The organism is Ideonella lacteola (genome assembly GCF_038066555.1).
Classification (GTDB): domain Bacteria; phylum Pseudomonadota; class Gammaproteobacteria; order Burkholderiales; family Burkholderiaceae_C; genus Ideonella; species Ideonella lacteola.
Genome location: NZ_JBBUTG010000039.1, coordinates 1 through 19,355, shown reverse-complemented (window position 1 = coordinate 19,355; position 19,355 = coordinate 1). Strand labels below are relative to the sequence as shown.

Below are 19,355 nucleotides of genomic sequence, written 5' to 3'. Positions count from 1 at the left end.
TCAGCGAACGCGGCGGCGCGGCGGGTCCAGCGTCGGCTCTGCATCCGGCGATCCCTCTTCCAGGCGCATGGGCTCGGCCGAATCGGCATGCGGCGGCAAGGCGTAAGCGGTCAGCTCGAAGCTGGCCAGCTCATCAGGTTTGGCCGACCCGGCAGGCGCTGGGGGCGCGTCGCGCACCACCACCTCATCGCCCAACGGCAGCAGCACATCCACCACGCCGGCAACGCCCGCGCCGGCCTGCTGCAACAGGTCGCGGGCCAGCGCGTAGAGCACCAGCACGTCTTTGTAGGCGGGCAAGTCGAACAGCTCGTAGGCGGCATCTTTGCGGAACAGCATCGCCTCCAGCATCGCCATCGCGTCCAGCGGCTCTGGCCACAGGGTCTGCAGGTGCTGCACCACCTCGGCGTAGTCTTCCAGCGAGCGGCCGCTCAGCGGGCCGTCTTCCCACTCGGGTGCGTAGGCGTTGAAGCGCCGATTGAAACGGGTGCGAATGCGCTCGTAGGCGTCGCGGTCTCCCTGGCGGCGGTAGATCTCCAACAGCTTGGTGTAGGGCAAGGGGCTGAGACCGCCGGTGCTGCGCAGGTGCGACATCAGCAGGTCGACCGCGGCCTCTTCCTGGCCCAGCGCGATGAAGAAGTCGGCCTGTTGCTCCAGGTCGAGCAATTCTTCGACCGAGACCTCCCGGGCGGTCGGCTCGTTGTTCGCCGCATCCATCAAGAACGGCGGCGGCGACGGAATGATCATCGTGCGCTCGTGCACCGGCTCGGGCCGCACCATCACGGTGGGCAGCGACGCTGGCGCGCGCAGGCTCGTGGCAGACGCTGGCTGGGGCAAATCACGCTCCAGCGCCAAGGCCGCGGGCAGCGGTGAGGTGTCGGGCGCCTCCCTGCGCGGCCCGAAGCCCACCTCCAATGGCACATCAACCGACGACAAGGGCGTTCTGCCGGGCGCTTCGCCAGCCCCCCGCATCTCAGGCGTGGCCAACGTCGCCGGGGCCGCTGGCATCACGCCGGCCCCGTCATCGGCAGCAGCGCCCGCCTCCGCCGACCACCAGTTCGGCGCGCCCTCGGCCACATCTTGCTGCCGGCGCAAGCGGCGGGCCAGCCAGATGGCCACTCCCAGCGACAAGACCACCAAGGCCACGAGCCAAGGCACGGCCCGGCCGCGGTTCTCGGCCTCTGCCAGACGAGCCCGCAGCGCAGCCGCCGCTTCGCGCCCGGCCTGGCTGTCGCGCTGCAGATCTCTGAGGGCCTTCTCCAGTAATTGCAGCCGCTCGGCCTCACTGACAGCGGCGCCAGCGCCTTCACTGTCCGGCGCACTGGCCACGCCCGCCGCCCCCTGCACCTGGGGCATGAAGACGGGGTCCTCCATGTCCAGCTTGAGCCGAGGGCCGTCCATTTCCAGCACCAGGCGCGCCCCGTCGTCGGCCGCCGCCGACCGCGCCACAGGGCCACGGACCACATCATTCGGGGGCGTGGTGGACTTCGACGCCGCGACCCTGCGCTTGGCCTCGCGCTTGGCCGCGCGCTCGGCTTGGCGCGTCGCGGCGGCTTCGGACTTTCGCGCCGCTCGGCCCGCCTTGGCCGATGCCTCGGCCTGAGCCCGTGCGGAGGAGGCACCGGAGGACGCACCCTGCTGCTGCGAGCGTGGCGACGTGCGAGGCAGCTCGGTCGCGGAAGGTGAGTCGCCAGGCGATACCGGCGAGGTCATTGGTGCCGCCAGTGTCGCGACGCCGGCTTGGGAAGCGATGCGTGTCGAATCTGCCGGCGGGTCGGCAAATGCGACAAAGCGTCGTGAGAAGCGCCGGTCGCAGCCCACCATCAGGGTGACTTCGATCACAGGCTCATCGATGGGCATCTGGGTGGTCACACGGGCCACCGCGTCGGCCCCACCTTGTCCTGGCTCCAGCCGAACACGGATCCGTTCGCGGCTGATGACGTTGTCACCCACCGTGACGTCGGCGGCGACGCACTCGGGCTCCAGGCGTTCGCCCGGATCCAGGCGCAAGGGTATGGGGAGGTTCAGCGGCTGACCGAGGACCGCAGACGCAGTCAATCGGCCGAAGCCCATGGCAGCAGCCTCTGTGGAGGCCATCGCCGAAGCAGCACAGGCAATGATCAGCGCGGTTGCTCTTGAGGGCATGCCGGCAGGCATTCGTTGCAAGTTGCAAATGACTCTAACACCGATTCACAGCATGTTCGGTGCCCGTTTCAGGCCGAGCTGCCCCGGCGTGGGCAGCGCCCAACGCCAGTGTGCGAAGCTTGGCTGATCGCGGTGCAAGAATCAGGGTTCACACGCGGGCCCCTGTGACGCGACCGCGATTCCGAGCCACATCGAGCGCCTCTTGACGCCCCATCTGGCGCCCCACCAGGCTCCTCGAATGGCGCCCCATCTGGCACTTTTCCTGGCCCATCTCTGGCGACCGCACCATGCCCTCCGTACTGCTCACCGCCCAAGAAGACCGCACGCTGATCCTGACGCTGTCCGATCCGGCAACCCGCAACTCGCTGTCGCCCCAGGCGGTGACCGCGGCCATCGAATCGCTCAACCAGGCCGACCAGAACCCCGAGATCCGCGCCGTGGTGCTTCGCGGCGACGGCGCGCACTTCTGCGCTGGCGGCGACCTCAACCGAATCAGCGGCGCGCGCGAGCGGCCACCGGAAGCGCAAGCCGCATCGATCGACCTCTTCCACAGCCTCGTCGAGGCCATGCGCAGCTTTCCCAAGCCCATCATCGCGGCGGTCGAGGGCTATGCCGCGGGCGGCGGCATGTCGCTGGCCCTGGCCTGCGACCTGATCGTGGCAGCCAGTGATGCGCGCTTCGTGCTTTCCTACGCCAAGGTCGGTTTCTCGCCCGATGGGGCTTCCACCTGGCACCTGGCCCGCGCCCTGCCCCGCGCGCTGGCGCTCGAGCTGGCCTGGCTGGCCGAACCCCAGTCGGCAGAACGGCTGCATGCCCTCGGTGTGGTGAACCGGTTGGCCGAACCCGGCCAGGCGCTCAACCAGGCGCTGACCATGGCTCGCCAGCTGTCGTTCATGGCCCCCAATGCGGTAGCAACGGTGAAAGAGCTGGTCCAGGCGGCACCCGCCCGCAGCCTGCAAGAAGGCATGAACGCCGAACGCGACGCCTTCGTCACCAACCTCTTCCACCCCAATGGCGGCGAAGGACTGGCCGCCTTCTTCGGCAAACGCAAGCCCGACTTCAAGTAGCCGGCCAGCGGAGCGAAATCGGCGGCTTGCCGCCTATCTCCAGACTCAGCTCTTCAGGTCACAACGTCTTGACGCTTCACAACTAGATGGCGTAGCCCGGCATCTCCCGATCCAGCCGACGCCGCAGGCCCGGCCAAGCCAGGTTGCCGCCCATCCCCTTGGTGACCTGCGCCGCCTGTTGGCGGGCCGTGCTGATGATGGCCGACGGCACCCGCACCAGCTCGCCGCCGCCAGCCTGCGCACGAATCTGGATGGCGCAGACGGACTCGAACAGGTACATCGCCTGAAAGGCATCGGCAATCGTCTTGCCGACCGTCAGCAGGCCGTGATTGCGCAGCATCAGATAGCTGCAATCGCCCAGGTCCTGCACCAGGCGCGGCTTCTCATCGTCTCTCAGGGCCACGCCTTCATAGTCGTGATAGCCCAGGCTCGACAGCACGAAGATCGATTGCTGAGAAATCGGCAGCACCCCTTCGCGCTGGGCCGACACGGCCACCCCGTTGAGGGTATGGGTGTGCAGCACGCACTGCACGTCGTGCCGCGCCGAATGAATCGCACTGTGGATCACGAAGCCGGCCGGGTTGACTGGGTAAGTGCTGTCGGAGAGCTTGTTGCCCTGTGAATCCACCTTGACCAGGCTCGACGCGGTGATCTCTTCGAACAACATGCCGTAGGGGTTGATCAGGAATGCATCGTCTTCGCCCGGCACCCGCGCGCTGATGTGGGTGAAGACCAGGTCGTCCCAGTGGAAGAGCGCCACCAAGCGGTAAGCCGCCGCGAGATCGACACGGGTTTGCCACTCTTCGGGCGAGCAGCTCACGGAAGAGGAAGGATGGGAGGATGGATGTGGGTGCATGAAGCCTCCTGAGAATGCCCCCTCGGTGGGCTGGCCTTCGGGACGTTCGAATCGTGTGCCTCCACGGGCACACATCGACTCCGATGCGCGAACCAGCGCCTCGGGACTGTGGACAATACCGAGCGCAATGATGCGGCGGCTGTCGCGTCAGGGACAAATGATGAATACCCCCATTCTTACAATCGAAGAGCGACACAACATCGATGCCGGTGCATGGTTTTCATCGCTCTCCACCACGCTGCGATCAGCCATCCTGGCAAGGGCCACGGTGAGGCGCCTGGCCGACGGCGCGCCGCTGGCGGCGCGCGGCACGCCTGCGGAAGACTGGGTGGGCGTGGCCAAGGGGGCGGTGCGGGTCAGCTCGGTATCGCTGTCGGGCAAGCAGGTGTCCCTCACCTATGTCGAGCCCGGCACCTGGTTTGGCGACATCGCCTTGTTCGATGGGTTGCCTCGCACCCACGATGCCAGCGCCCATGGCCCCACCACGCTGCTGATCGTTCGCAAGGGCGACTTCCGCGAGTTGCTGGCGCAGCATGTCGAGCTCTACGACGCCCTGCTGCGTTTGAACTGCCGGCGCCTGCGGCTGATGTTCAACCTGATCGAGGATCTGAACACCAAACCGCTGGCGGCCCGGCTGGCCAAGCAACTGCTGCTGTTGGCCAAGAGCTATGGCATTGCCCAGGGCGAGGAGATTCGCATCGGCCTGCAGTTGGCGCAGGAAGATCTGGCCCAGTTGCTGGGTGCCTCGCGCCAACGCGTGAACCAAGAGCTCAAGGAGCTCGAGCGCGACGGCGTGCTGCGCGTCGAACCCACGCGCCTGGTGGTGTTGTCACGAGAAAAACTGATGGCGGTGGCAGACCGCTGAACATGATCGGTTCATCCGGTCTGAGGAGATGATCGGATGGACCAATACACCGGCACCAAGCCTGTGGCCGAAAGCCACGCCTTCAACGTGGCGGCCCTCGAGGCCTATCTGGCCGACAAGCTGCCTGGTTTCGCCGGGCCGCTCAGCGTCGAGCAGTTCAAGGGCGGCCAGTCGAACCCCACCTACAAGCTGATCACGCCGGGCGCCTCGTATGTGATGCGCAGCAAGCCGGGCACGGCCGCCAAGCTGCTGCCCTCCGCCCACGCGATCGACCGCGAGTTCCGCGTGATGGCCGCCCTGCACGACACCGATGTGCCCGTCGCGCGCATGCACGTGCTGTGCGAAGACGAGTCGGTCATCGGCCGCGCCTTCTACGTGATGGAGTTCGTCGCCGGCCGCGTGTTGTGGAACCAGGCCCTGCCCGAGGCCTCGCGCGAAGAGCGCGGCGCCATCTACGACGAGATGAACCGCGTGATCGCGGCGCTGCACACGGTGGATGTGGCCGCAGTGGGCCTGGCCGACTATGGCAAGCCCGGCAACTACTTCGAGCGCCAGATCGGCCGTTGGAGCAAGCAGTACGTCGCCTCGATCACCGGCCCCAACCCGGCGATGGACAAGCTGCTGGAATGGCTGCCCGCCCACATCCCGGCCAGCGCTCGCGACGAGGCGCAGATCAGCATCGTGCACGGTGACTACCGGCTGGACAACCTGATCTTCGACGCCCGGCAACCGCGCATCACCGCCGTGCTCGACTGGGAGCTGTCGACCATCGGGCATCCGCTGGCCGATTTCAGCTACCACTGCATGAGCTGGCACATCCCGGCCGGCGTGTTCCGCGGCATCGCGGGGCTCGATCATGCGGCTCTCGGCATCCCGGCCGAGCTTGACTATGTGCGGCGCTACTGCGAGCGCACCGGCCGCGCCGATGTCGACGCCGTGATGGCCGACTGGAACTTCTACCTCGCCTACAACCTGTTCCGCCTCGCCGCCATCGCCCAGGGCATTGCCAAACGCGTGGTCGATGGCACGGCGGCCAGTGCCTCGGCGCGCGCCACCGGCGACGCCGCCCCGACGCTGGCCCAACTGGCCTGGCAGTTCGCCCAGGCCGCCTGATTCTTCTTTCCCCCACCCAAGGAACCACCATGGACTTCGGCTATTCGCCCCGGACGCAGGAGCTGCGCGCCGCCGTCTCGGCATTCATGGACGAGCACGTCTATCCGAACGAGGCCCGCTATTGGGCCGAGCTGGAGGCCAACACCCAGGCCGGCAAGCGCTGGTCGCCGCTGGCGCTCATCGAGGAGCTCAAGCCAAAGGCCCGGGCCGCGAAGCTGTGGAACCTGTTCCTGCCCGACAGCGAAATGGGCGCCGGCCTCACCAACCAGGAGTACGCGCCGTTGGCCGAGATCATGGGCCGCGTCACCTGGGCGAGCGAAGTGTTCAACTGCTCGGCGCCCGACACCGGCAACATGGAAGTGCTGGTGCGGTACGGCACCGATGAGCACAAGAAGCGCTGGCTCGAGCCCCTGCTGCGTGGCGAGATCCGCAGCGCCTTTGCGATGACCGAGCCGGCCGTGGCGTCGTCTGACGCCACCAACATCGAAGCCCGCATCGAGCGCCAAGGTGATGAATACCTCATCAATGGCCGCAAGTGGTGGACGAGCGGCGCTGGCGACCCGCGCTGCAAGATCATGATCTTCATGGGCAAGACAGATCCCACGGCGGCGCGCCACTCGCAGCAATCGATGGTCCTGGTGCCGATGGACGCGCCCGGCGTCAAAGTGCTGCGCCCGCTGACGGTGATGGGCTACGACGATGCCCCGCATGGCCACATGGAGATCGAGTTCACCAACGTGCGGGTGCCTGCCAGCAACATCCTGCTCGGTGAAGGCCGTGGCTTCGAAATCGCGCAGGGCCGCTTGGGCCCCGGCCGCATCCACCATTGCATGCGCTTGATCGGCCTGGCCGAGCGCGCGCTGGAGATGATGTGCGATCGCGCACTCACCCGGGTGGCGTTCGGCAAGACGATTGCGCAGCAGACGGTCACGCAAGAGCGCATCGCCGAGGCACGCTGCCTGATCGAGCAGGCCCGCCTGCTCACCCTGAAAGCCGCCTGGATGATGGACATGGCCGGCAACAAGAGCGCCCAGGCCGAGATCGCGATGATCAAGGTGGTGGCGCCCAACATGGCCTGCCAGGTGATCGACTGGGCCATGCAGGTGCACGGTGGCGCCGGCATGTGCCAGGATTTCCCGCTGGCCAACTTCTACGCCGGCGCCCGCACCTTGCGCTTTGCCGATGGCCCGGACGAAGTGCACCGCAACGCCATCGCCAAGATCGAGCTGGGCAAGCGCCAGCCGAAGACGGCCTGATCGACGGGCGGCGGTTGGGGTGAGCCAAGCCGGCATGCGCCGGCAGCAGGCTCAGTCGCTCAAAGGTCTTCGCTCAGTCGCTCAAAGGTCTTCGTCGCCGCCCGGCTCGTCGGCCATCACGCGGGCCTGCCCCAACGCCATCTCGAACAGGGCCTGGGCCCCCTGTACGGTGGCCACGTCGGGCTCGGGCAGGGCCACCCGCAAGGTGAGGCGATTGCGCTGCACGATCAGCGCAAAAGGCGCCGCCACCTCAGCGGGGCCCGTCGCACGCTGCAGCAACAGCTCGCCCAGTGGCCCTTGCAGCCAGTGCGCCAGCCAGGGGGTGCGGTTGCTCACCGCGCCATAGTGCGCCTTCAGCTCACCCAGCAACGCCGGGCTGAGCTTGGGTGAGAGCGCCAGCCAGCGCATCTCTTCGGGGGTTTCTTCGTCGATCTCGGTCTGCACACCGCCGACGAACTGGTTGAACAGCTCGCTCTCGACATCTTCCAGCAGGGCTTTGGGCATCACCACCGCGTGGGCACTGCCGCTCAGCTTGGGCAGCTCGCCGCGCATCCGCAGCTCGTAGCCGCCCAGGTAATGCCGCTGCGACGGGCCCCATTCGATGCGGCCTTCGAGCTCACCACCCCGGCTGTCAATGACGAAACCGTCCTGGTCACGCAGCGTGCGCATCACCCAGCCCGCCGCCTCCGCCCAAGCCTGAACGGCCTGGCGGCCATCGAGGCTGCTGGCTCGAAACAACCGTTGCTTGATGAACTTCAGCATGGTTGGATTAGAGTCGGGACACCAACGCGAGGAGCCGAGGTCATGATCGAAGTGTATTCGTGGGCCACGCCCAATGGTCACAAGGTCCACATCATGCTGGAGGAGTGTGGCCTCGCCTATCGGACCATCCCGGTAGACATCGGCGACGGCGATCAGTTCAAACCCGATTTCCTCGCGATCAGCCCCAACAACAAGATCCCTGCCATCGTCGACCCCGACGGTCCAGACGGTCAACCCATCTCGCTGTTCGAATCGGGCGCGATCCTGCTGTACTTGGCAGGCAAGACGGGCAAGCTGCTGCCTGACAGCACCCGCGGCCGGTACGAGGTGCTGCAGTGGCTGATGTTCCAGATGGCCGGCGTGGGGCCCATGCTCGGCCAGGCGCACCACTTCCGTGTCTACGCCCCGCAGAAGATCGACTACGCCATCGAGCGCTACACCAACGAAGCCAAGCGCCTGTACAGCGTCATGGACAAGCGCCTGGCCAAATCGCGCTACCTGGGTGGTCCGGACTACAGCATCGCCGACATCGCAGTCTTCCCGTGGCTGCGATCATGGAAGAACCAAGGCATCGACTGGAACGACCACCCCCACCTCAAGGGCTGGTTCGACGAGATCGCCAAGCGCCCGGCGGTGATGCGGGGCGTGGAAGTGCTGGCCGACAGGCGCCGCTCGATCACCGATGACAAGTCGCGCGAAGTGCTCTTCGGCGCCCGCCAATACGAACGCCGCTGAACCGCGGCCCCGGTGGGCAGCCTAGAATGCGCCCCCGCGCTGCCCGTAGCTCAACTGGATAGAGCAGCTGCCTTCTAAGCAGCAGGTCGGGGGTTCGAGTCCCTCCGGGCAGGCCAGCGCCCTCTTTCACCCTCCCGCTCGCTCGGGCTATGGCGAGCATTTGCAACGAAGAGTCGGGGCGTTTGGGGATTCAAGACGGGCATCGGCGAAAGACTCTCAGCCTCTCAGGCCAGGCGGAAGCCTTCCATCAGGCTGGACAGCCGCGAAGCCTGTTCGCGCAGGCTTTCGGACGCGGCCGACGATTGTTCGACCAAGGCGGCGTTCTGCTGGGTCATCTGGTCGAGGTGGGCCACGGCCTGGTTCACCTGGGCGATGCCGTCGCGCTGCTCGCGAGCCGAGTGGCTGAGCTGCGACATCAGCTGATGCGCCTGCTGCACCGAGCCCACCACCTCGGCAATCGTCGTACCGGCCGCAGCCGCCTCATCAGCGCCCTGCCGCACCGACTCGCCTGACACCTGGATGAGCGCCTTGATGCCCTTGGCGGATTCGGCCGAGCGCTGGGCCAGTTGGCGCACCTCAGAGGCCACCACCGCAAACCCGCGGCCCTGCTCGCCAGCGCGGGCACCTTCCACCGCGGCGTTGAGTGCCAGCAGGTTGGTCTGGAAGGCGATGCCGTCGATCACGCCGACGATCTCGTTGATCTTGGTCGAGTTGCCCTGGATATCGGCCATGCGTTCGACCACGCGGCGAACGACGTCGCCGCCCTGCCGGGCGCGGTCGGTCGCGCTGGCGGCCACGGTGTTGGCGTCGTCGGCCGAATCGGCCGATTGGCGCACCGTCGTGGTCAGCTGCTCCATCGACGCGGCCGTTTGCTGCAGGTTCGAGGCGGCCTGCTCGGTGCGCGCGGACAAGTCCGCCGAGCCGCTGGCGATCTCGGATGACGCGGTGCGGATGGCCTCGGTGGCGCTGCGAACCTCGCGCACGGTGTGGGCCAGCCGGTTCTGCATGTCGGCCAGCTCGCCCATGAGCTGGGCCACTTCATCGCGCCCCGAAGGCACGACTTCACTGGTGAGGTCGCCCGAGGCCACACGCCGGGCCAGCCCGCGCGCCCGCTCCAGCGGCTGGGTGATGGAGCGCGACAGGCTCCAGGCCAGCACGGCGCTGAACAACGCCCCAGCCACCACGCCGGCCATCAACAGCCATTGGCCTTGGCGGCGGTTGGTGGCAGCCAGTTCTCGGGACTGGTCGACACGCTGCTTTTGCCGATCGGCCAGCGCCAGCACGGCGGCGCCATAGGCATCGGACTTGGGCCGCAGCTCGCCAGCCACCATCTGGTTGGTGATGGCCTCGCCGCCCTTGCGGCGCTGGATGAACTGCTCGCGTGCCTTTCGAAATTCGTCGCCGGTGGCCTGGATCTTGTCGAAATAGGCCTGGTTGTCGGCATCAGTCAGCTCGTCCAGCCGCTTGCGCACCGCCTCGGATTCGGCACTGGTGATCTTGCGGTCGGCGTTGATGCGCGCGGTGAACTCTTCATCGTTCGTGAGCAGCAGGGTCTCGGCGCGGAAGGCGCTGATGACCACCAACCCGTGCAGCTGGCGGGCCAGCACGGCACGCTCCGCCGCCACGCCGCCCAGCTCGTCGGCAATGTCACCCAGCTGCTGCAGGCGCCAGGCGCCCACCGAAGCGGCCAGCGCCATCACCAACACCACGCACGAGAAGGCCAGAGCCAGCCGGGGCGTGAGGCGCAGATTGGAGAAGAGTCGGTTCATGAATTCCCTTTTCGTTGGCAGCGGCGAGCACACGCACCCCTGCCGCTGACGACAGGTGGACGTTGCCCAGACATCGGCCCACCGCCCGTGAACTTGAGGGCGACACAGGCCGCCTGGATGCGGCCGCGCAACACACCGCGCGCCCACGCTTGACGCCGATCAAGGCGCACCGGGCGCTGCGGCAGCACCCTTGCCAACATGGCCCCGTGCAGGGGCTGGCATCAAGGGAGCCCCATTCATGAATGCTCTGAAGCTGATCGGCGTTTCAGCCAGCGTGGCCGCGGTGGCCATGCTGGCACTGGCCGGCTGCGCCGAACCACCCCGCCCTACGCCCCGGACGGCGGCGCCCGAAGGGTCTGTCTACGTCGGCTGGCGCGTGTTCCACGACAAGTGCGCCGCCTGCCATGGCCCGGCTGCCAACGGCAGCAACCTCGCCCCCGATTTGCTGCCCTCGATGCGCGACATGGGCCCGCGCCGCTTTGCCTCGATCGTGCTGCAGCGCTACGACTGGGGCATGCCCGCCGGCCGCGCCAGCGCCGACCCGGCCACCCGCGAAAACCTCGTCGATGAGGTGCTGCGCCGCGAAGACACGGCGCTGGCCATGCCGGCGTGGAAAGACGAGCCCAGCGTCAGCGGGCACATCGCCGATCTGTACGCCTACCTCGTGGCGCGCGCCGATGGCCGCCAGGGCACCGGCAAGCCCGAGCGCTGACACGCCCGCCCGCCCGGCCTGCATGCGCAACCCTGGCTGTTGTGCCAGGGTTGCGCACCTATTGCACGCCAGCGTTGAGAGCGGTGCCGTGCCCCTCTAGGGTGCCGCCCGGTCTTGTGGCTGAATGTCGGGGCCGCCGACCGGCCCACCGCTCGACCGATATGCGCCCCCTACCCATCACTGTCGGAACGACTGTCCGAAAGACCGGCCGATGAACCGCCCATGGGCCACTGCCGCGGCCTGTGTGGCCGGCACGTTGCTGGCAGTGGTGCTGCTGTGGCCCGGCCGAGAGCCCGCGCGCCCGACACCAGACGACGATGCGGCGCGCAAGCTGGGCCTGCATGCCTCGATGATGCAGGCGCCATCGGGTGCCGACACGGCCGCTGCGTCTCCTGCCATCGACAACCCGCTCCCCGCCGTGGCGCCCACCGCGGCCGCCTCCACCCCGCAGCCGGCCGTCACCATGAGCCCGGTGCCGATGTCGTACGAACACGAGCAATTGGCCGGACCCTCTCGCGGTACCTCCAGCGATCTGCACCTGATGCTCGAATCCGAGCCGAAGGACACCGGCTGGGCCTACGCCGCCGAGCAGCAGCTGCGCCGCACCTACGAAGAGGCCGGCACCGACATCTACTCTTTGGAATGCCGAAGCACCCTGTGCGAGGTGCAGGCCTTCAGCGCCTCGGATGCGGCCAGCGCCGAGCGGCTGCGGCAAGCTGGCAACCAAGCCACCACCGAGTACAGCGGTCAGCTGGTGTTCTCGGCTCCGCTGGATGGCCGCACCGCCCACCTGGCCTACTACTTCAGGCAAGGGTCGAGCACGCCGCCCTGAGCCCGGCGCGCAAGGGTTGCGCGCTACACGAAGCGCATGTCCAGATCGCCGTGCGCGTAGATCAGCGCACCGGTGTCGGTGGTGACCGTCTCATGCGCACTGCCGCTCGGCGCCAGCTGGTAGTCGCCCTCTTGCAGCAGGTAGTCGTCCTGAAAGAGATCGCCGCGCAGCATCAGGCACTCTTCATCATGGCCGTGCTCATGGTGCGGAACACAGGCGCCCGGCTCGGCCAGCCACAGCATCGCGGCCATCGGGCCATCGCGCCACAACACCCGGCGGCGGATCAGCGGGGCGTAGTCGTCCCAAGCTGCGGGCGATTCGCGGGCAGTGACCGAGGCCGCTGCCGGCCCGTGAGTCGGCCACGCACGCTCGCGCAGCATCACCAAGGCACCCTGCTCTCCGGCGCACAGCGAAGCCGGGCGGCGGCTGGCCGCCCCTGACTGGACGTGGTAGTCCAAGGGCGCCAGGTGGAGACGCTCGCGGCCATCGTCGCCCGAGGCGCCGTGGGCCGAGGTACCGGTGGAGCCATCAGCCAGGGTCGACAGCTCGGCACTGCCTTGCACCAGCAGCCATTCACGCCCCAGCTCAACCGGGCCAGCCGCCAGATGCCACACGGCCCCTGGCTGGAGTTGCGCCAGCCTCACCTGCTGAGGCTCGCCCGGACGCAGGGGCGACGCGTCGTCGCGCAGGTAGATGCGCTGCACCCTCAGCCCCGCGGCGCTCTCGACCAGCTCGCGGTCGCGTTGCCGCACGTTCACCATCGCGGCGATGCGCCGTGCGCTGTGGGCCGCGCGGCGCACCAGCCGATCGCGCAGGCCCGCAGGCGCTGGTGCCTGGGGCCATGCCTGGGCCAGGGTGCCGGCCAGCAACGCGGTCGATTCATCGGCCAAAGGGTCGGGCGCCGGCTGGATGCGCTGCGCCACAGCCAGCGGTGCATCAGAGCGGGGATCAGGGTTCATGACAACGTACCTTCTCGCGGATTCCAGGCGGCTCACAGCGGCCAGTCGGTGCAGCCGGCTTCGGCCAACCACAGCTTCAGCGCCTGCAAGGCCCGGCGTATCTGTGACTTCACGGTGCCCAGCGGCAGCCCCGTGCCGACGGCGATCTCTTCGTGCGTCAGGCCGCGGAAGAACGCCAGGGCGATCAGTTGCCGCGGCTGGGGCTCCAGCGTCGCCAGGGCCTGCTGCAGCAGCCCCCCTCCCCGAGCCGCCGCCACCTGGTCGGCCGGGCTGGTGGCGTGGTCGTCCACCAGCGCGGCCATCTCTTCATCACTCAGCGGCACCCAGGCGCGCCGATCGCGGCGCCGCAGCGCATCGATCGCCCGCGAACGGGCCATCGCCAGCAGCCATGTCAACGGTCGCCCACGCGCTACATCGAAGCGGGCCGCCTGGCGCCATACCTGCCAATAGGTGTCTTCAACCACTTCTTCGGCCAGCGCCACATCCACCACGATGCGACTGACCAAACCGAACACCCGGGCCGACGTGGCGTCGTACAGCTGAGCCAATGCCCGGTCATCTTGGTGCGTGATGCGCCTCACCAGGCCGGCGAGCGCCTCGTCGTCCAGCGCCGCCGCGGGCGAGGTGGGCGATTCGACCGCCTCTGCGCTGAGCATTTCCTCCGGGCTCAGCGCCAGGCCCAGGTCATCGCCGTGGTCGGCCTCACCAGTCAGGTCATGCAGGTCGTCAGCCGACGCATCGTCTCGTTCCGAGGCCAGATCGTCGCCCGCAGGCGCACGCGACCTCGGGCTGGCCGGAGACGGCCTCAAGCCCGGTGGCACAGATGGACTCCGGTGGCGAACGCGTGCACGGCGGCGCAGCGCGGCGGGCCGGAACGGAACAGGTAGCGGGATGGCATGGCTTCTCCTGGCAGTCGCGCCGAGCGATTGCGCCACGGGGGTGGCTTCGGCGACAGCGGGTTTACGCCGATCGATCTGCGACAGATGCTCCCCCTCTTGGGGGGCCTCGTCACCACACCGCGCCGCAGCCCACGCCGCCAATGCGCGACAGTGTGCCGCAGACAAATCACGGGCAGACCACCAAGCCACCATGAGTGCCAACCTCCTTGGGCCGCTGCCCCGCGGCACAACGCCACGGCAAGCGGCAACAGGTGCGCGCAGCGGGCGCACCATCCACCATCCACATCACGGCTTACGTGGCGGCCAGCCAGACGGATGCACGGCCCTGGCCGCGGCATGGTCTTGCGATCAGAGCGCCTTCAGCACGCTGCGCAAGCCACCCAGGTACTCGTCGAAGTCTTGGATGTCGTTGTGGCCGGCCAGCGGCAGGCGCAATAGGCGGCCCTGCCCCGGCTTCAGCAGCGGCAGCAAGGCCTCGCTGTGCGCGATCGGGATGAGTTCGTCTCGCTCGCCATGCACAAGCCACACGGGGCCCTCGAGGCGCGGCAAGACCGCGTCGGTGCGCAAGGGGTAACGCAGCAGCGCCGTGGGCACGATGGGGTATTGCTCAGCCGCCATGGCCACCATGCTGCGGTAGGGCGACACCAGCACCGTCATCGCCGGCTTCACCTCGGCCGCCAACTGCGCGGCCAGCCCGGTGCCCAGCGAGCGACCATAGACCACCACCGGCCTGCCCGCATAGGCAGGCGCCACCTGCCGCCAGGCCGCCCGCACGTCGTCCATCAACTGCGCCTCGCTCTCGATCTGGCCGGTGCTGCGGCCGTAGCCGCGGTAGTCGAGCATGAAGAGGTCGAAACCGGCCTGCCGGTAGAACTCGGGGTTCACGAACCAACTGGCCAGGTTGCCGCCGTTGCCGTGCAGAAAAAAGACCAGCCCACGGGCCTGCGGCTGCTGCAGGTGCAAGGCATGCAGCTTCGCGCCGGGCACATCCACCCACACCTGGTGAACATCCGGGGCCTGAACTGCCGGCGGATCGGGCGTGGGCCAGGGCTCCGGAAAGAACAGCAGCCGCTCCTGCCGGAACCACAGCCACACCAATGCCAACAGATACAGCACCACCGGCACGGCCAGCAGACCAGCCGCCCAGCGCAGCACATCACGAGACAGACCTGTGTTCATCGGCAGCATTCTGGGGCCGGTTCCTTCGTTACCACCCGTTGCTCACTGAGGGTCTGGAACCGGTGCCAACCCGCAAACGGCCGAATCGGCATTCAGATACCTTCAACTTGCTCTTGCCGTGCGGGGCGATGGAAATCCCCCGCCCACACAAGAGACAGGCTGCGTCGCCAAAAAGAGCCCTTCGCCTTCCGGGGCCGCGCGACGTGAATCGGCTGTTGACCCCCGGTTACCTGGAATCAAACAAGGACTACCCATGACACAGACTTTCTCATCCCGATCAATGCTGTTTGAACTCGGGGTCGCCGCAGCATTGCTCATCGCCGCCTCGCCATCGCATGCGATCTACACGGACTATGCGTTTGACGATGAAACGCCTGCCTACGATATGGAGATGTATTCCACCTGGGCGTTTGATCCCAAGTACCCGAACAATATCTTCGCGTCGTTTCAGTTCTTCTTCGAAAGTTGGCAGCTGGGCTACATAGGCACCACGATCTACGGAGAGACCCAAGCCGAGAAGGGTGCCATTTTTGCCATATGGGACGATGGCGAAGGCTCCGGAACTGCGCAGCCGGTGTCCGGCAAAGGCTGCGAGCGATTTGAAGGGGAAGGCACAGGCACCAGCTGCGCCATACCGTATAAGTGGGTTGCCGGCCACGAGTATCGCCACCACATCCGATCGCTTGGATACAAAAACGGCGCCGAGCATTGGAAGGGAACCATCACCGACATGACGACCGGTGTCGAAACCCTTCTCGGAACCATCGCTGTCAAAGATATCGGCGATTACAAAGGCTATGGTCGGTTGCACCCCGGTGGAGTCACCTTCCTGGAATTCTTTGCAACGGAAGGCTGCAAGTCCAACGCGTACACGCGCGTGACTTGGCGTGGGCCGTATCTCGACGACCATACACGCAAAGCGAATTCGGCCAGAGCCTCTTACGACCCCGATGGCTGCACCAACGACAACAACATCGGCAAACGCCGGCCTCGCGTCATCCAGGAAAGCGGAAAAGGCGTCATCCGGACCACGCCAGACGGCGAGCAGCTCTGGACGAAATAGAACCCTGCCTCACCCGCTGGGCTTGAGGGCGCCATCCGGTTGAACCGAAGCGGCGGCCGCAGCGCGATGGACGCCCCCGTGGACCTTCGCGCTGCGTTAAGTCGACCCCAGCCTCATGCGCCAGAGTGGGTGACACCCCGGCATCGAGCCGGATGCATTGAACACGATTCAGATTGTGTGCGAACACAGTTCGTGAACACCTCCGCTCGTTTCCGACCGATACCATTCACTTACGACGTTAGCAGCTCGATGCAAGAGCATCGCCCTGAATCTCGATCTGAATGAATCAACGGAGACTCTCAAACATGCGAAAAGAACGATCAGCTGCCGCATGGGCAGCGGGCGCCATGCTCGTGGGCGCCACGTCGGCCGGATGGGCCGCCCCGGTCTACTACACATGCCTGGCCCTCGACAACTATTCAGTGGGCAGCAGCATCAACGCCACAGGCCAAGCCGCAGGCCAGAGGTACGGCGAGGCCGCCGCCTGGAATGCCGATGGCACCTTAATCGACCTTTCCTTGAACGTGGTGAGCCACGCCAAAGACATCAATGACCAAGGTTTGATCGTCGGCTACAACGTCGACGACTATGTCCAAGTCGCCGTACCCATAGTCTGGAACGATGCAACGCCTTCCCAACTCCCTTTGCCAGCCGGCCACAGGACGGGCAGCGCCGAGGCCGTGAACAACAAGGGTGTCATCGTGGGCTGGAGCCAAACCACGTCCGGTGCGCCCAGCGCGGCGGTGCTGTGGCGCAAAGGAAAACCCATCATCCTCCCCTCGACGGGCATCGACCACAGCCAGACAGCCCATGATGTCAATTCGAACCGCATCGTGGTTGGCGCCGCGATCGACAGTTCGAACCACGTCTCGGCAGTGAGGTGGGGAACTGATCTTCAGTTCACCATCCTTCCCACGTTGCCCGGAGCAACCGTCACCTCAGCCTCGGCCATCAACGACAAGAATGTCAGCGTGGGTTACAGCGGCGTCAACGGGGAGCCACGCGCGGTGGCTTGGACAAACAGTGGCGTCCGCGAACTGGCGGCGTTGGAGGGCCGACGCACCGGCCGCGCCTGGGACATCAACAGAGACGGCACGGTGGTCGGTGAGGCTTGGGCCCCGGACCCCAAAGACGATGGCGTGGCGGTGGTGTGGAGCCACTACAACCGGGCCCCGCGCGATCTGAACCAGGCTCTGAAAGCGCCCTGCAAAACCCGCGATGGCATGTACACGCTGAGCCTGATCAGGGCAGAAGCCGTCAACGACAGTGGGCAAATCTTGGCCCATGGCTACCACCCCAACGAATTTGGCGGCGAATGGGCGCCCGTCATCTTGACTCCGGTCTCGAACTGAATGGTCTCCGGTCAGTGACCTGCTGAGGCATGGACCACTGCGCCCCGCGTTGACGCAGGGCGAGTGCCGATTCGACGGGAATCACGCTCTACTGAATCACCGCACTCGCCCATTGCATCGCGCGCCGGGGCCGGTGGCGCCCCGCGCAGCAGAGCCAGGTGTTCATCATGCATGCCGCCGCCCGGCGCTCTGGCCCGCAGAGCCGGCCGGGACACCTCCCGCGGTCGTCCTGCGGGCGCCATGGGGCGTCAACCCAGGCAGGGGCATGACGCACGGCATGCGCGTGTCGCCTCAGGCGGCGTCCTGAACGCGGCCGACCAGCCTTTCAGCTGCGCCGCGCAGCAGCCCATCCAAATCCTGGCGGCGCCCTGGCGCCTCCAGCCCGGCCCACACCCGCCAAGACATCGCTCGGCGCAGGTAAGCCGACCACGGAATCCGCTCGATCACGAGAAAGCTCCCGACGGGCTGGCTCGACCCACGGCGATACAGCGTTGCCCCCAGCCGCACTGAAGGCCGCCACATCAGCGGCAGGCCCATGGCGCCCAGCGAAACATCCGTGGCGCTGCCAAGCCGGTAGCCGTGCAGGGCCACATCCACCGCGACATCACTGTCAGACGGCACCTCGCTTGAATCCCACCTCGGCCAAGGCAGATGGTCGACCAACTCGATCATCAGCGCCCGGCCAAGCGATGGCGACGACGCACCGGACAACTCTTCGATGCGTCGAACCGCGTTGCCCGACTCCAGAGACAGTTGCCGCACGAACAATCGTGACGATGGGCGATTCATCGGCCGAGGACACAGAGGGGAGCGGACACGCGCATAAGCTCCGATTTGCGCGTGGATCGACCAACTCTCGTGAGCCGCACCGCCGCAGGGGACGCGCCTCGACGCCACGCCCCCCCGATAACAACGGCGCGTTGAACACGTTGTGTGTCGACTTGGAACACGATCTGTCAGGAAACGTCTTGGAAACCTGCGAGTAGCATCTAGCCAACGAAACCGAGCAACGTTCGCACAGGCTGGCATAGCGCCGGACACCCGTTTCACTGCGGGTACTTAGCGACCGGCCCAGTCGGGAATTCACGACTGGTCATATTTTTAGACTTGCCCTCGACTGGCCAATCGAATACCTATCACCAATCGAAGATAGGCGGCACAATTTACAACCATTCTTGGGCGAATCCAGAGACACAGAAATCCAACTGCCCGTCAAATTCGCACACACAAGACATGCCCTCCACCTCCACTCCACGTCGATTCAATCGCAAAGAAGTTTTGGACGGGCTGATCAATCACCCACCAGAATGGGCAGCATCCATCAGAGACCAATACGATGGAAGCTGGGATTTGCTGCTTGACGACATCGCAGCCAAACTTCCGGGAAGGCACAAACGCTCCCTGACAGAAACTCTTCTTGGTCGCAATCCCCCAGCGGCAGAGTTGACCCTACTCCCGGAGCATATCCATTTCGGCGCCGCACTGATCCATGCTGGGCGACGCGAAGGAGTCGACGCGGTTCTGAACGCCTTGACGGGAGACGACCGAACGTTGCGCCGTATGGCCCTCGTTGTCCTTCAAGGCATGCATGCAGAAAAAATGGGGCGCGAAGGACAGCCCGGAACGCTGCCGCTCAGTATTGATGAGCTGACCTCCGCACTTGGCGTTGCGTTAAGGAATGTCTGCAGAAATCGCGCGGCCTGGTGCTTGGCGGGAAGCTGAAGTGCTGAGACGATATGGCGCATGAAACAACACAGCCTGGGCCTGGGGACGACGGCCAAGCGCACGAGGCGA

At 66.4% G+C, this 19,355-nt stretch carries 18 protein-coding genes and 1 tRNA gene; 11 read left to right on the top strand and 8 right to left on the bottom strand.

Annotation, left to right across the window (positions count from 1 at the left end; genetic code table 11):
* On the bottom strand, positions 1-2,142 hold the full coding sequence (locus AACH06_RS29110; RefSeq protein ID WP_341429328.1) for a type IV pilus assembly protein FimV: 2,142 nt from the start codon (positions 2,140-2,142) through the stop codon (positions 1-3).
* A gap of 287 nt (positions 2,143-2,429) precedes the next feature.
* Between AACH06_RS29110 and AACH06_RS29105 the strand changes: the two genes are divergently transcribed.
* Positions 2,430-3,209 carry an oxepin-CoA hydrolase, alternative type gene (locus AACH06_RS29105; RefSeq protein ID WP_341429327.1) on the top strand — a complete coding sequence of 260 codons (780 nt, stop codon included), beginning with the start codon at positions 2,430-2,432 and terminating at the stop codon, positions 3,207-3,209.
* Positions 3,210-3,291: 82 nt separating this feature from the next.
* On the opposite strand, the gene AACH06_RS29100 is transcribed toward AACH06_RS29105, so the two are convergent.
* Positions 3,292-4,065 carry a class II aldolase/adducin family protein gene (locus tag AACH06_RS29100; RefSeq protein WP_423222099.1) on the bottom strand — a complete coding sequence of 258 codons (774 nt, stop codon included), beginning with the start codon at positions 4,063-4,065 and terminating at the stop codon, positions 3,292-3,294.
* Positions 4,066-4,225: 160 nt separating this feature from the next.
* Between AACH06_RS29100 and AACH06_RS29095 the strand changes: the two genes are divergently transcribed.
* Genes AACH06_RS29095 through AACH06_RS29085 form a run of 3 tightly spaced genes read left to right on the top strand, consistent with a single transcriptional unit; the run spans position 4,226 to position 7,299 of the window.
* Positions 4,226-4,930, top strand: a complete 705-nt coding sequence (locus tag AACH06_RS29095) for a Crp/Fnr family transcriptional regulator (RefSeq protein ID WP_341429325.1) — start codon at positions 4,226-4,228, stop codon at positions 4,928-4,930.
* Positions 4,931-4,966: 36 nt separating this feature from the next.
* A complete protein-coding gene (locus AACH06_RS29090) occupies positions 4,967-6,043 on the top strand; it encodes a phosphotransferase family protein (RefSeq protein ID WP_341429324.1) in 1,077 nt (358 codons plus the stop codon).
* Positions 6,044-6,072: 29 nt separating this feature from the next.
* Positions 6,073-7,299, top strand: coding sequence for an acyl-CoA dehydrogenase family protein (locus AACH06_RS29085; protein WP_341429323.1), 1,227 nt, complete (start codon positions 6,073-6,075; stop codon positions 7,297-7,299).
* Positions 7,300-7,380: 81 nt separating this feature from the next.
* Here AACH06_RS29085 and AACH06_RS29080 read toward each other — a convergent pair whose 3' ends face one another.
* Entirely contained in the window at positions 7,381-8,061 is a 681-nt protein-coding gene (locus tag AACH06_RS29080; protein WP_341429322.1) for a hypothetical protein, read from the bottom strand.
* A gap of 42 nt (positions 8,062-8,103) precedes the next feature.
* Between AACH06_RS29080 and AACH06_RS29075 the strand changes: the two genes are divergently transcribed.
* Together AACH06_RS29075 and AACH06_RS29070 are read left to right on the top strand one after the other, a co-directional pair.
* Positions 8,104-8,796 carry a glutathione S-transferase C-terminal domain-containing protein gene (locus AACH06_RS29075; protein WP_341429321.1) on the top strand — a complete coding sequence of 231 codons (693 nt, stop codon included), beginning with the start codon at positions 8,104-8,106 and terminating at the stop codon, positions 8,794-8,796.
* A gap of 39 nt (positions 8,797-8,835) precedes the next feature.
* Positions 8,836-8,912, top strand: a tRNA-Arg gene (locus tag AACH06_RS29070).
* Positions 8,913-9,020: 108 nt separating this feature from the next.
* Here AACH06_RS29070 and AACH06_RS29065 read toward each other — a convergent pair.
* Complete coding sequence (locus tag AACH06_RS29065) at positions 9,021-10,565, bottom strand: methyl-accepting chemotaxis protein (protein WP_341429320.1); 1,545 nt, start codon at positions 10,563-10,565, stop codon at positions 9,021-9,023.
* Between the two features lie 238 nt (positions 10,566-10,803).
* Between AACH06_RS29065 and AACH06_RS29060 the strand changes: the two genes are divergently transcribed.
* The gene (locus tag AACH06_RS29060) at positions 10,804-11,277 is read left to right on the top strand and encodes a c-type cytochrome (RefSeq protein WP_341429319.1); all 474 of its coding nucleotides are present in this window, start codon (positions 10,804-10,806) and stop codon (positions 11,275-11,277) included.
* Positions 11,278-11,488: 211 nt separating this feature from the next.
* Positions 11,489-12,109 carry a hypothetical protein gene (locus AACH06_RS29055; RefSeq protein WP_341429318.1) on the top strand — a complete coding sequence of 207 codons (621 nt, stop codon included), beginning with the start codon at positions 11,489-11,491 and terminating at the stop codon, positions 12,107-12,109.
* Between the two features lie 23 nt (positions 12,110-12,132).
* Here the strand turns inward: AACH06_RS29055 and AACH06_RS29050 are convergent, their stop codons facing one another.
* From AACH06_RS29050 to AACH06_RS29040, 3 genes are all read right to left on the bottom strand, one after another.
* Positions 12,133-13,068: a cupin domain-containing protein gene (locus AACH06_RS29050; protein ID WP_341429317.1), complete on the bottom strand. Its 936-nt coding sequence runs from the start codon at positions 13,066-13,068 to the stop codon at positions 12,133-12,135.
* Between the two features lie 32 nt (positions 13,069-13,100).
* On the bottom strand, positions 13,101-13,877 hold the full coding sequence (locus tag AACH06_RS29045; protein ID WP_341429316.1) for a sigma-70 family RNA polymerase sigma factor: 777 nt from the start codon (positions 13,875-13,877) through the stop codon (positions 13,101-13,103).
* A gap of 438 nt (positions 13,878-14,315) precedes the next feature.
* A complete protein-coding gene (locus AACH06_RS29040; protein WP_341429315.1) occupies positions 14,316-15,146 on the bottom strand; it encodes an alpha/beta hydrolase in 831 nt (276 codons plus the stop codon).
* A gap of 253 nt (positions 15,147-15,399) precedes the next feature.
* Here AACH06_RS29040 and AACH06_RS29035 point away from each other — a divergent pair, with 253 nt between their 5' ends.
* Positions 15,400-16,209, top strand: coding sequence for a DUF3472 domain-containing protein (locus AACH06_RS29035; protein WP_341429314.1), 810 nt, complete (start codon positions 15,400-15,402; stop codon positions 16,207-16,209).
* A gap of 422 nt (positions 16,210-16,631) precedes the next feature.
* A complete protein-coding gene (locus AACH06_RS29030) occupies positions 16,632-17,561 on the top strand; it encodes a hypothetical protein (RefSeq protein ID WP_341429313.1) in 930 nt (309 codons plus the stop codon).
* Between the two features lie 291 nt (positions 17,562-17,852).
* On the opposite strand, the gene AACH06_RS29025 is transcribed toward AACH06_RS29030, so the two are convergent.
* Positions 17,853-18,323 carry a hypothetical protein gene (locus tag AACH06_RS29025; RefSeq protein ID WP_341429312.1) on the bottom strand — a complete coding sequence of 157 codons (471 nt, stop codon included), beginning with the start codon at positions 18,321-18,323 and terminating at the stop codon, positions 17,853-17,855.
* A gap of 471 nt (positions 18,324-18,794) precedes the next feature.
* Between AACH06_RS29025 and AACH06_RS29020 the strand changes: the two genes are divergently transcribed.
* Positions 18,795-19,283, top strand: coding sequence for a hypothetical protein (locus AACH06_RS29020; RefSeq protein ID WP_341429311.1), 489 nt, complete (start codon positions 18,795-18,797; stop codon positions 19,281-19,283).
* The last annotated feature ends 72 nt before the right edge of the window (positions 19,284-19,355 follow it).